General features: G+C 69.3%; 10 protein-coding genes and 1 pseudogene. 2 read left to right on the top strand and 9 right to left on the bottom strand.

The features are described 5' to 3' along the window. The first annotated feature begins 47 nt into the window (after positions 1–47). On the top strand, positions 48–956 hold the full coding sequence (locus tag ACWCV9_RS16895; protein WP_450787410.1) for a LysR family transcriptional regulator: 909 nt from the start codon (positions 48–50) through the stop codon (positions 954–956). 12 nt (positions 957–968) lie between these two features. Continuing rightward, positions 969–1,352: a PIN domain-containing protein gene (locus tag ACWCV9_RS16890; protein WP_385840577.1), complete on the top strand. Its 384-nt coding sequence runs from the start codon at positions 969–971 to the stop codon at positions 1,350–1,352. A 44-nt stretch (positions 1,353–1,396) separates the two neighbouring features. Here the strand turns inward: ACWCV9_RS16890 and ACWCV9_RS16885 are convergent. From ACWCV9_RS16885 to ACWCV9_RS16845, 9 genes and pseudogenes are all read right to left on the bottom strand, one after another. After that, a pseudogene (locus tag ACWCV9_RS16885) lies at positions 1,397–1,567 on the bottom strand (RNA polymerase subunit sigma-24); the annotation flags it as partial. Between the two features lie 24 nt (positions 1,568–1,591). After that, positions 1,592–3,115 carry an amino acid permease gene (locus ACWCV9_RS16880; protein WP_450787408.1) on the bottom strand — a complete coding sequence of 508 codons (1,524 nt, stop codon included), beginning with the start codon at positions 3,113–3,115 and terminating at the stop codon, positions 1,592–1,594. 121 nt (positions 3,116–3,236) lie between these two features. Further along, a complete protein-coding gene (dxs, locus tag ACWCV9_RS16875; RefSeq protein WP_450787406.1) occupies positions 3,237–5,165 on the bottom strand; it encodes a 1-deoxy-D-xylulose-5-phosphate synthase in 1,929 nt (642 codons plus the stop codon). Positions 5,166–5,331: 166 nt separating this feature from the next. Then, positions 5,332–6,654, bottom strand: coding sequence for a sugar ABC transporter permease (locus ACWCV9_RS16870; protein WP_450787405.1), 1,323 nt, complete (start codon positions 6,652–6,654; stop codon positions 5,332–5,334). Continuing rightward, complete coding sequence (locus ACWCV9_RS16865) at positions 6,651–7,442, bottom strand: ATP-binding cassette domain-containing protein (protein ID WP_450787404.1); 792 nt, start codon at positions 7,440–7,442, stop codon at positions 6,651–6,653. The genes ACWCV9_RS16870 and ACWCV9_RS16865 overlap by 4 nt, the downstream gene beginning before the upstream one ends. 209 nt (positions 7,443–7,651) lie before the next feature. After that, a complete protein-coding gene (locus ACWCV9_RS16860; protein WP_450787694.1) occupies positions 7,652–8,749 on the bottom strand; it encodes a substrate-binding domain-containing protein in 1,098 nt (365 codons plus the stop codon). 133 nt (positions 8,750–8,882) lie between these two features. After that, complete coding sequence (locus ACWCV9_RS16855) at positions 8,883–10,082, bottom strand: ROK family transcriptional regulator (protein WP_385840571.1); 1,200 nt, start codon at positions 10,080–10,082, stop codon at positions 8,883–8,885. Positions 10,083–10,286: 204 nt separating this feature from the next. After that, positions 10,287–11,210 carry a carbohydrate ABC transporter permease gene (locus ACWCV9_RS16850; RefSeq protein ID WP_450787402.1) on the bottom strand — a complete coding sequence of 308 codons (924 nt, stop codon included), beginning with the start codon at positions 11,208–11,210 and terminating at the stop codon, positions 10,287–10,289. Positions 11,211–11,214: 4 nt separating this feature from the next. Continuing rightward, complete coding sequence (locus tag ACWCV9_RS16845; protein WP_450787400.1) at positions 11,215–12,141, bottom strand: carbohydrate ABC transporter permease; 927 nt, start codon at positions 12,139–12,141, stop codon at positions 11,215–11,217. Positions 12,142–12,166 lie beyond the last annotated feature (25 nt).

Below are 12,166 nucleotides of genomic sequence, written 5' to 3'. Positions count from 1 at the left end.
GAAATCTTTATGGCTATTAAGCTGAAGTGAACGCTGGAGGTGGCGGCATGCTCGACGTCCGGCGCATCCTGCTGTTCACGGAGGTCGCCCGGCGCGGCTCGGTGACAGCGACCGCGCGCGCCCTCAACTACACACCGTCAGCGGTGTCGCAGCAGATCAGCCGCCTGGAAGCGGAGGCGGGACAGCCCCTGCTGGAACGCCACGCCCGGGGCGTCACCGTCACCGACGCCGGACGGGCGCTGGCCGAACGGGGGGAACGGATCGAACGCGAACTGCGGGCCGCGGAAAACGAACTCGCCGACTTCGCCGGCCTGCGCGCGGGCACCCTGCGCATCGGCACCTTCCCCACCGTCGGCGCCTCGCTCCTCCCGCAGGCCGTGACCGCCTTCCGGGACGCCCACCCCGACGTACGGCTGACCGTCCGCAGCGCCCGCATCGCCGGACTCTGGACCATGCTGGAGAACCGGGAGATCGAGATGTCGCTGATGTGGGACTACGACTGGAGCCGCATCGACCGGGAGGACATCGTCATCACCCCCCTCCTCGATGACCCGCCGGCCCTTCTGGTCAGCGACCACCATCCCCTCGCCGGCCGTCACACCGCCTCACTCGCCGACTTCGCACACGACCCCTGGATCACCCGCGCCGACCATCACCCGGTGGCCGAAGCCCTCGTCCGCGGCTGCCGCGCCGCCGGCTTCGAGCCCCACATCGCCTACGAGGCCCACGACTACCAGGAAGCCCAGGCCATGGTCGCCGCCGGCATCGGCGTCGCCCTCGCCCCCACCCTGGCCCTGGAGGGCATCCGACCCGGCGTCGACGTCCTGCCCCTGAAGCCGCCGGCCCCCATCCGCCGTATCCTCCTGGTCCGTATGGCCGACCACACGCTCACCCCCGCCGCCCTGACCTTCGCCGCACTCCTCCGCGACGCCGCTGCGGCCCGAACCCCTCGATGACACCCTGACGCCATGACCGACGCCCTTCCCCTCCCCCTCCTCCTCGTCGACGGCGCCAATGTCGTCGGGTCCGTGCCCGACGGCTGGTGGCGGGACCGCCGGGCCGCCGCCGAGCGGCTGCGCGACCGGCTGGTGCCGTACGCGCGCTCCGGTGTGGCGGGGCTGGGCGGGCCGGTGGAGCTGGTGCTGGTGCTGGAGGGCGCGGCCCGCGGGGTGGCCGCCGTACCCGGGGTGCGGATCGAGGAGGCGTCCGGCAGCGGCGACGACCGGATCGTGGACCTCGCGGCCGCGGCCGGCGACCGCCCCTGCCTGGTCGTCACCGCCGACCGCGAGCTGCGCCGCCGGGTGACCGAGCTGGGCGCGGAGGTGACGGGACCGCGCGCGGTGCTCGGCTGAGGACCGGCGCGCCTCGCGGTCGACGGCTCAGCGGGAAGTGGCCGCAGCTGTCGCAGCCCGCCCATGTCGCCGTCCCTCAGCGCGTCGAAGAACCGGGTCGCCGGCTCCTGGCGCTCCTGACGGTCGGCTAGAAGCGCGGCCGGGCCGGCCGCCATGTGCCGCCGGGCCCGTCCCAGCGGCTGCCGGCACGCCGCCTCCGACCGCCCCAGGGTGCTGAGCCGCTTCAGAAACAGCAGCGCCTACGGCGCGTTTCCCGGGGGTGGCTGGGGGACCTCGCCGGCCGGGGTCTGCTCGCGCAGGGCGAGGCGGCTGTGGGTGCGGCCGTAGAAGAAGTAGACCGCGAAGCCGATGACCATCCAGATCGCGAACCGGAGCCAGGTCTCGGCCGGCAGGTTGAGCATCAGCCACAGCGAGGCGCACACCGACAGGATCGGGACGAACGGCACCCACGGGGTGCGGAAGGCGCGCGGCAGGTCGGGACGGGTCCGGCGGAGGATGATCACGCTGATCGCGACGACGACGAACGCGAACAGGGTGCCGATGTTGACCAGTTCGGCCAGCTGGCTGAGGCTGGTGAAGCCGGCCACGATCGCGATGATCACGCCGAGCAGGATGGTGGGCCGGTGCGGGGTCTTGAACCGGGGGTGGACGCGGGAGAAGAAGCGGGGCAGCAGGCCGTCCCGGCTCATCGCGAAGAAGACCCGGGTCTGGCCGAGGAGCAGGATCATGCAGACGGTGGTCAGACCGACGGCCGCGCCGAAGCTGATCACGCCCGCGTACCAGGGGTGCCCGATGGCCTTGAAGGCGTCGGCCAGCGGCGCGGCCACCGACAGCCTGGTGTACTTCTCCATGCCGGTGACGACGATGGACACGGCGACGTAGAGCACCGTGCAGATGAGCAGGGAGCCGAGGATGCCGCGCGGCATGTCCCGCTGCGGGTTGCGGGTCTCCTCGGCGGCCGTGGCGACGATGTCGAAGCCGATGAAGGCGAAGAACACCACCGAGGCCGCGGTGAAGATGCCCATCACACCGAAGTTGGCGGGCGCCCAGCCGAACATCAGCTGGATCAGCGGGGCCTTGAGACTGCCGCCGGCCGGCACCGGCTGGGCCGGCGGGATGAACGGCGAGTAGTTGCCGGACTTGACGAAGAAGGAACCGGCGACGATCACGATGAGGACGACGGCCACCTTGACGGCCACCACCAGCGAGGTGATCCGGGCCGACAGCTTCATGCCGAGGACCAGGATGGCGGTCAGCACCAGGACCAGGGCGGCGGCGAGGATGTCGAAGCCGAAGCCGGAGGCGTTGTCCCGGCCGGACAGATAGGCGGGCAGGTGCCAGCCGGCGTTGTCCAGCAGTGAGCGGATGTAGCCGGACCAGCCGACGGCCACCACCGCCGTGCCGAGCGCGAACTCCAGGACCAGGTCCCAGCCGATGATCCAGGCGGGCAGCTCGCCCAGCGAGGCGTAGCTGAAGGTGTACGCCGAACCGGCCACGGGGACCGTGGAGGCGAACTCGGCATAGCAGAGGGCGGCGAGCGCACAGACCACGCCGGCCGCGACGAAGGCCAGGGACACCGCCGGACCGGCGTTGTTCTTGGCGACCTGTCCGGTGAGGACGAAGATGCCGGTGCCGATGATGACACCGACGCCGAAGACGGTCAGGTCGAGCGCGGAGAGGGACTTCTTGAGTGAATGCTCCGGCTCCTCGGTGTCCCGGATGGACTGCTCGACGTTCTTCGTCCTGAACAGCGTGCTGCTCACGTACCTACCTCCCACGCAGAGGGTCGGGAAGCGTATGCCCGGCACTGGCAGGTTCACGCAAGCGGGCCGGTTCCGCCACCGCAGAAAGCGGCGCAACCGGCCCGGGAGGGTGCGTACGGCGTCAGTCGCGCGCCGGTTCGACGGAGTCGACGGCGTCCGCCGGACGGTCGAACCTGCCGTCGAGCTTGGCGACCAGCCCGGTGACCTGGCGGGCGATGTCGGGGGCGGTCAGCCCGATCTCGGCGAGCACCTCGGCGCGGGAGGCGTGGTCCAGGAAGCGCGGCGGGATGCCGAAGTCACGCAGCGGTACGTCCACGCCCGCGTCCCGCAGCGCCTGGGCGATGGCGGAGCCGACACCGCCGACCCGGCTGTTGTCCTCGACGGTGACGACGACCCGGTGCCGCTCGGCCAGCGGGGCCATCGCCTCGTCGACGGGCTTGACCCAGCGCGGGTCGACCACGGTGGTGGAGATGCCCTGCTTGTCGAGCAGACCGGCGACCTCCAGGCACATCGGAGCGAGGGCGCCGACCGAGACCAGCAGCACGTCCGGCTTGTCGGTGCCGGGCTCGCGCAGCACGTCCATGCCGCCGACCCGGCCCACGGCGGGTACCGCGGGGCCGACCGCGCCCTTGGAGAAGCGCACCACGGTCGGCGCGTCCTCGACGGCCACGGCCTCGCGCAGCTGGGCGCGGACCTGGTCGGCGTCGCGCGGGGCGGCCAGCCGCAGCCCGGGCACGACCTGGAGGATCGACATGTCCCACATGCCGTTGTGGGAGGCGCCGTCGGTGCCGGTGACCCCGGCCCGGTCCAGCACGAAGGTGACGCCGCACTTGTGCAGGGCCACGTCCATCAGGACCTGGTCGAAGGCGCGGTTGAGGAAGGTGGCGTACACCGCGAAGACCGGGTGCACCCCGGCGTAGGCGAGACCGGCGGCGGAGACGGCGCCGTGCTGCTCCGCGATGCCGACGTCGTACACGCGGTCGGGGAAGCGCTTGGCGAACTTGTCCAGGCCGACCGGCTGGAGCATGGCCGCCGTGATGGCGACGATGTCCTCCCGCTCCTCGCCCAGCTTCACCATCTCCTCGCCGAACACGGAGGTCCAGTCGGCGCCGGAGGTGGCGATCGGCAGACCGGTGTCCGGGTGGATCTTGCCGACGGCGTGGAAGCGGTCCGCCTCGTCCTGGAGGGCCGGCTGGTAGCCGCGGCCCTTCTCGGTCAGGCAGTGCACGATCACCGGGCCGCCGAACCGCTTGGCGCGGGCCAGCGCCGACTCCAGCGCCTCGATGTCGTGGCCGTCGATCGGGCCGACGTACTTCAGGCCCAGGTCCTCGAACATGCCCTGCGGGGCGATGAAGTCCTTCAGGCCCTTCTTCGCGCCGTGCAGGGTCTCGTACAGCGGCTTGCCGACGACCGGGGTCTTCTCCAGCACCTCCCTGGTGCGGGCGAGGAACCGCTCGTAGCCGTCGGTGGTGCGCAGGGTCGCCAGGTGGTTGGCGAGGCCGCCGATGGTCGGCGCGTACGAGCGCTCGTTGTCGTTGACGACGATGACCAGGGGCCGGTCCTTGGCGTCGGCGATGTTGTTCAGCGCCTCCCAGGCCATACCGCCGGTGAGCGCGCCGTCACCGATGACCGCGACGACCCGGCTGTCCCGCTGCTTGAGCTGGTTGGCCTTGGCGATGCCGTCGGCCCAGCCGAGCACCGTGGAGGCGTGGCTGTTCTCGATGACGTCGTGCTCGGACTCGGCCTGCGCGGGGTAGCCGGACAGGCCGCCCTTCATCTTGAGCTTGGAGAAGTCCTGCCGGCCGGTGAGCAGCTTGTGCACATAGGACTGGTGGCCGGTGTCCCAGAGCACCTTGTCCTTCGGGGAGTGGAAGACGCGGTGCAGGGCGATGGTCAGCTCGACCACACCGAGGTTGGGACCGAGGTGACCGCCGGTCTTCGAGACGGCCTCGACGAGGAAGCTCCGGATCTCCTCTGCCAGCTGGTCCAGCTCCTCCAGGCTGAGCCGGTCCAGATCGCGCGGTCCCCTGATGCGGGTCAGCAGCGGCACCCCGTGCCTCCTTGCAATAGAGCTGATCGAGCTTGTTACCGGACTCGCCAGAGTCTAATGTTCCGACTTTGCGGCACACGACAGCCCTGGCAATTTGCGGCTCCGGCAACACAAAAAGGGGCGTGGGGCTGTTTCGGCCCCACGCCCGTTCGGTGAGACGGCGCTGTTACGCGCGTCCCGCCGTCTTCTGCGTCTTCCGGGTGATCGAGTCGATCACGACGGTGGTCAGCAGCACCGCGGCGGTGATCATGTACTTCACCGGCTCGGCGATGGACTCCAGCTGGAGGCCGTACTGGATCGAGACGATCACCAGCACACCCAGCAGCGCGTTCCAGGTGCGGCCGCGGCCGCCGAACAGCGAGGTACCGCCGATCACCGCGGCGGCGATCGCGTTCATCAGCAGGTCACCGGTACCGGCGCTCTGGTTGGCCGACGCGATCTTCGAGGCCAGGAACAGACCGCCGATCGCCGCGAAGCCACCGGAGATCGCGAACACGGAGATCCGCACCGCGGTGACGTTGATGCCCGCACGCCGCGAGGCCTCGACGCTGCCGCCGAGGGCGAAGATCTTGCGGCCGTAGGCGGTACGGCGCAGCAGGAAGTCCGTGCCGACCAGGAAGGCCAGGAAGACGACCGTGGCCAGCGGCAGGCCCTTCCACTGGTTGTACATGTAGGCGGCGGCGAAGGCGATCACGGCCAGCAGCGCGGTGCGCAGCAGGGTGTCGCTGAGCGGCCGGGACGGGACGCCCACGGCCTCCCGGCGCCGGTTGCTCAGGAAGGAGGTGAGGAAGAACACCGCGACCACGACGACCGCGAGCCCGTAGGCGGCGGCGACGTCGGAGAAGTAGTACGTGGTGAGCTTGCCGACCAGACCGTGGGGGTCGAGGTTGATCGTGCCGTCCGCGCCCAGCACCTTCAGCATGAAGCCGAGCCAGAACAGCAGACCGGCCAGCGTCACGGCGAAGGCGGGGGCGCCGAGCACCGCGAAGAAGAAGCCGTGCAGCGCGCCGATGGCGACACCGGCGGCGACGGCGACCAGCACGGCCGCCCACTCGGGCCAGCCCTGGTTCACCGCGAGGACACCGGCGAGGGCGCTGGCCGCGCCGCTGACCGAGCCGACCGACAGGTCGATCTCGCCGAGCAGCAGCACGAACACGATGCCGACCGAGATCATGCCCGTGCCGACCATCGTGATGGTGATGTCGTTGATGTTCTGCGCGGACAGGAAGTTCGAGTTCAGGACCTGGAAGATCACACAGATGATCGCGAGGCCCACGACGACCGGCAGGGAGCCCAGCTCGCCGGCCTTCATCTTGCGCTTGAACTCGTCCCAGTAGCCGAGGATGCCTTCCTGGCGGACCAGCAGCCGGGGGTCGACCGCGGCGACGGAGGGAACCGCGGCCTCGGGGTTCTCCACCGCCTGCGCCGTCTCGGCGCTCTTGTCGAGGCTCGCCTTGTCGGCGTTCGCGGAGGTCTTGTCGATGCTCACTTGGAAACCTCCCCGGTCGTGCGCGCCGCACGGCGGGTCACGGCGTTGTCGGTGGCGCCCGTGATGGCGGAGATGATCTCCTCCTGGGAGGTCGTCTTGACCTCGAAGACGCCGTTGTTGCGGCCGAGGCGCAGTACGGCGACCTTGTCGGCCACCGCCTTCACGTCCGCCATGTTGTGGCTGATGAGGATGACGGCGAGGCCGCGCTCACGCAGCCGCTCGACCAGGTCGAGGACCTGGGCGGTCTGCTCCACGCCGAGGGCGGCGGTGGGCTCGTCGAGGATCACCAGCTTGGGGTCGCCGAGCATGGAGCGGGCGATGGCCACGGTCTGGCGCTGACCGCCGGAGAGCGAGGCGATCGGGATACGGACGCTGGGGATGCGGATCGAGAGCGTGGTGAGCAGCTCGCGGGAGCGGCGCTCCATCTCGACCTCGTCCAGGACGCCCCACTTCTTCAGCTCTCGGCCGAGGAAGAGGTTGCCGACGACATCGATGTTGTCGCACAGCGCGAGGTCCTGGTAGACCGTCGCGATGCCCAGGGCCTGGGCGTCGTGCGGACGGGTGATGGTGACGGGCTTGCCGTCCCACTCGATGGCACCCTCGTCGATCGGGTGCACGCCGGCGATCGTCTTGACCAGCGTGGACTTTCCGGCGCCGTTGTCGCCGACCAGGGCGACCACCTCACCGGCGTGGACCTCAAGCTCTACGTCGGTGAGCGCCTGAACGGCACCGAATCGCTTGGAGACCCCGCGCAACGCCAGCACGGGCGTAGCGGACACGTGAACCATCTCCTTCGCCGCCTGACCCGGCGGGAGGTTGTGCAGAAAGTTTGGGGGGGTAGTTCCGTCCGGCGCCCCGCGCCGAGCTTGCGGGGCTGTATGAGTGCGCGGGGCACCGGAGGAGCCTGGGGCGGCCGGCCGTGTTCCCCAGGGGCATTCAAGAGCGGATGCCCGTTTCAGGGGAAGGGACCGGGCCGGGTGACCGAAGGTCGGTCCGCCTACTGGAGGCCGATCTTCTTGCAGGCGGCCTTGTAGTCGGCGGTGCAGATCTCGTTGACCGTGTACACGCCGTCCTTGACGACGGTGTCCTTGATGTTCGCCTGGGTCAGCGAGGTGACCGGGACGAGCACCGAGGGGACGTCCTTCTGGGAGTTGCTGGAGACCTTGTCCTTGGCGACGGAGTCCAGCGACTTGCCCTGGGCGAGCGCGACGGCCATCTCGGCGGCGGCGTCGGCCTCGGGGGCGTACGGCTTGTAGACGCTCATGTACTGGGTACCGGCGACGATGCGCTGCACACCGGCCAGCTCGGCGTCCTGGCCGGTGACCGGGACCTTGATGCCCGCGGCGTCCAGGGCGGTGATGATACCGCCGGCCATGCCGTCGTTGGCGGAGTAGACGCCCGCGATCTTGTCCTTGCCGACCGCGGAGATCGCCGCCTCCATCTCGGAGTTGGCGTTGTCCGGCGACCACTCCTTGGTGTCGTACTCCTTGGCGATGGTCACCTTGCCGTCGAGGACGGAGTGCGCGCCCTTCTTGAACTGGGCGGCGTTCGGGTCGGTGATCGAGCCGTTGATCATGACGATCTTGGAGGACTTGGTGGCCTTGCTGCCCATGGCCTTCAGCAGGGCCTGGCCCTGGGTCTTGCCGACCTCCTCGTTGTCGAACGAGGTGTAGGCGCTGATCGGGCCCTCGGCGAGGCGGTCGTAGGCGACGACCTTGATGCCGGCGTCCACGGCCTTCTGCACGGAGTTCTGGATGGCCTTGGCGTCGACGGCGTCCACGATCAGGACGTCCACCTTGTTGGTGACCATGGTGTCGACCTGCTGGGCCTGAAGGTTCGCGTCCTGGCGGGCGTTGTTGTACTGAATGGTCGCCTTGCCGTGCGTCAGCTCGCTGATCTTCTTCTCGATCAGCGGGCGGTCGAACTTCTCGTAACGCGCGGTCTTGTTCTCCGGAAGCAGGAGACCGACCTTGATGTTGTCGCCCTTCGGGGCCGACGAGGAAGAGGTGCCGCCCTTCGACTCCTTGGCACTGCCACAGGCGGCCAGCGAGACGGCCATGGCACCCGCGGCAACGGCAACGGCGGCACGACGCATACGTGCGTTCACTTCAGAAACCTCCCTGACGAGGCCGCGTCGTTGCGGCCGAGGTGGCTGGAAGTCAACTCGGCCACACGTGCGACGTCAAGAAGTAAATCCTTAACGAGATGGCAACGGTGCCATCCGTTCTCTAAGTGAAGGCAGGGGTGGCGACCGGCGGAGTGCCGTCCAAAAGGGTTGAATCACCCATCTCGCTGAGGGCGAGGGCGAGCGCCCCCAGCACCTCCGCGCGACCACCAAGTGCCCCGGGGAGAACGGACAGTTGGCGCGCCGCGCTGGGGATGGCGTAGCGGCCGACGGACTCCCTGATCGGCCCGAGCACCAGCTCACCGGCCTCGGCGAGATCACCGCCGAGCACCACCCGGCTCGGGTTCAGCAGATTGCAGAGATTGGCCACTCCACTGCCGATATGGCGGCCGACGTCGGCGATCACCCGACGGCAGCCCGGGTCTCCGTCCCTGGCCAGCCGTACGACGCCCTCCATGGTGAGGTCGGGGCCGTGACTGGGCTGGAGCAACGGCAGCACATAGCGCGCGGCCGCGAAGGTCTCCAGGCAGCCGCGGTTTCCGCAACGGCAGACCGGGCCGGATTCATCGAGTGTAATATGTCCTATTTCGCCCGCAGTGCCACCCGGGCCGCGGTAGATCTTCCCGTCGATGACCAGACCGGCGCCCACACCGCTCGCGACCTTGATGTACGCGAGGTCGCGCACCCCCCGGCCGGCGCCCCAGACCAGCTCCCCGAGGGCGCCGAGGTTGGCGTCGTTGTCCACGTGCACCGGCACGCCGAGCCGCTCGCGCAGCTCCTCGGCGGGCTTGGTGCCGCCCCAGCCCGGCAGGATCGCGGTCGAGCCCAGCGTCCCCGACTCCACGTCGATCGGACCCGGCACGCCGAGCCCCACCCCGGCCACCTTGGACCGGTCCACGCCCGTTGCTGCGATCAGGCGACTGACCAGCTCCTCGGCCCGGTCGAAGCCCTGCGCGGCGGAGGCGTCGACGTCCAGCGGCTCGGACTCCTCGGCCAGCACCTGGTGGGCGAGGTTGCCGATCGCGACGCGCAGATGGGTATGCCCGAAATCGACTCCGATGACGATGCCGGCGTCCCCGCTCAGACTGACGCTGCGGGCGCGCCGCCCGCCCGCCGAGGTGGGCGTGACCTCGACGGTTCCGCCGTCCTTCAGCTCCCGCACGATATTGGAGACGGTCGCGGCGGACAGACCGGTCGTCCGCGCGATCTCCGCCTGCGTGAGGGACCCGGCCAGGCGTACGGCCCGGACCACCCGCTCCAGGTTGGCTCGGTGCAGCGACGACTGCGACCCTGGAGTCTCCACGACGACCTCCTGAGCGCGGGGCCGCTTCGGCGAGGCCCCGCGTATGTCCAACTAGTGAACTCTAAGCTGAGCTGTTCGGGTCGCCTTCCGTCAAGAGGTTGAACCGTTTCCGGGGACCCGGACATACGCGTGCACGCCGCCCCCGAAGGGAAGCGGCGTGCGTACGAGCGGTCGCGCGGCGTCACCGCGCAGCGGGTCCCGGGGCTACTTCAGCGCCCCCGCGGTCAGCCCCTGGACCACCTGGCGCTGGAAGACGATGTACGCCCCGAGCACCGGCAGCATGGCCATCACCAGGCCCGCGAACAGGCCGGACCAGTCACCCTTGTAGCCCTGGCTGACCGCCAGCTGGACCAGTCCCTGGGTGAGGACGTGCTTGTCGGGGTCCGTGTTGAGGACCGTGGGGAGCATGTACTGGTTCCACTGGCCGAGGAAGTTGAAGATCCCCACGCTGATCAGGCCGGGCTTGGCCATCGGGAGCATGATCTGGAAGAACGTTCGCGTATGGGAAGCTCCGTCCACGAAGGCGGCCTCCGCCACCGAGGTGGGCAGCGTACGGAAGAAGGCCGTCAGGAAGAACACCGTGAACGGCAGCGAATACGCGATGTAGACCAGGATCAGGCCGTGGAGCGTGTTCAGCAGGCCCATGTTGTTCACGACGAAGAACAGCGGGACCAGCGCCAGCATGATCGGGAAGCTCATGCCGCCGACGAACAGGAAGTAGATGAACCGGTTGCCCGGGAAGTCGAAGCGGGCCAGGACATAGGCCGCCATCGAGCCGAGCACCAGCGTGCCGACGAGCGAGCCGCCCACCACCAGGACGGTGTTGAGGAAGTAGTCGCTCATGTTGGCGTCGGTCCAGGCCCGCGCCCAGTTGTCGAAGTGCAGCGTGTGCGGCAGGGCCCAGGGCGAGCTGAAGATCGAGCGGTCGTCCTTGAAGGAGGTCATCACCGCCCACAGCAGCGGCATCACCACCATGATCGCCCAGATGACCAGCACCCCGTGGGAGAAGGCGTTGAGGACACCGCCCTCCCGCTGCGGACGGGCGGGCCGCGGCGGCGGGACGTCGGTCTTGGAGACGGTCGCGCCGGACTCGGCCGGCAGCGGGGCGGGGGTCTCGGTCGTCTTCATCGCTTCAGAACTCCAGCCGCTCGCGACGGCCCAGCTTCATCACGATCGCCGCGAAGGCGAGCGTGACCACGAGCAGGGCGACGCCGATGGTGGTGGCGTAGGCGGCCTGACCGTCCCGGAACGCCTTCTGGTACACGTACAGGACCAGCACGGTGGTCGAGTAGTCGGGCCCGCCCGGTCCGGTCGTCATGATCTGCACGACCGCGAAGGACTCGGCGCCGAGCGCGAGGATGCCCATGTACACCCAGCCGGACTGCACGGTGTCCCACAGCAGCGGCAGGGTGACCCGGAAGAACGTGGTGGCCCGGCTCGCCCCGTCCAGCAGCGCCGCCTCGTACAGCTCGGCCGGGATCGAGGCCATGCCCGCGGAGAACAGCACCACGAAGAACCCGACCGTGGACCAGACGAGCACCGCCATCACACACCACAGCGCGAGATCGGGGTCGCCCAGCCAGAGCGGCTGGACGGAGCCGAGGCCGATCCCCCGCAGCACGGAGTTGACCGCGCCGCTGTCCGGGTTGTACGCGAACTGGAACAGCAGCGCCACGATCGCGATGGACAGCACCTGCGGGAAGAAATACACGATCTTGTAGAAGGCGGAACCCCGCACGCCCGAGATCACCGGGCCGCCCCGTCTCCGCCGTCCGCCCACATTGATCATGAAGGCGAAGAACAGGGCCAGACCGATCGTCACCAGGGGCAGCACCAGGGCGAACAGCAGACTGTGCTCCAGCGACTTCCAGAAGATGTCGTCGTCGAGCATTCTCGAGTAGTTCTGGAAGCCGACCATCTTGAATTCGGGGCTCAGGCCGGTCCAGTCCGTGAACGAGTAGTAGATGGACTGGATGAACGGCCACACCACGAAGAGCGCGTACAGTCCCAGGGGCACTGCCAGAAACCCCACGATGAACCGGTACTTGCCGTGCTGCATCGCCACTCCGGTGCGGTCAGGTGCG

It is taken from the genome of Streptomyces sp. NPDC001606 (assembly GCF_053596835.1).
This window is presented reverse-complemented; position numbering and strand designations above follow the sequence as displayed.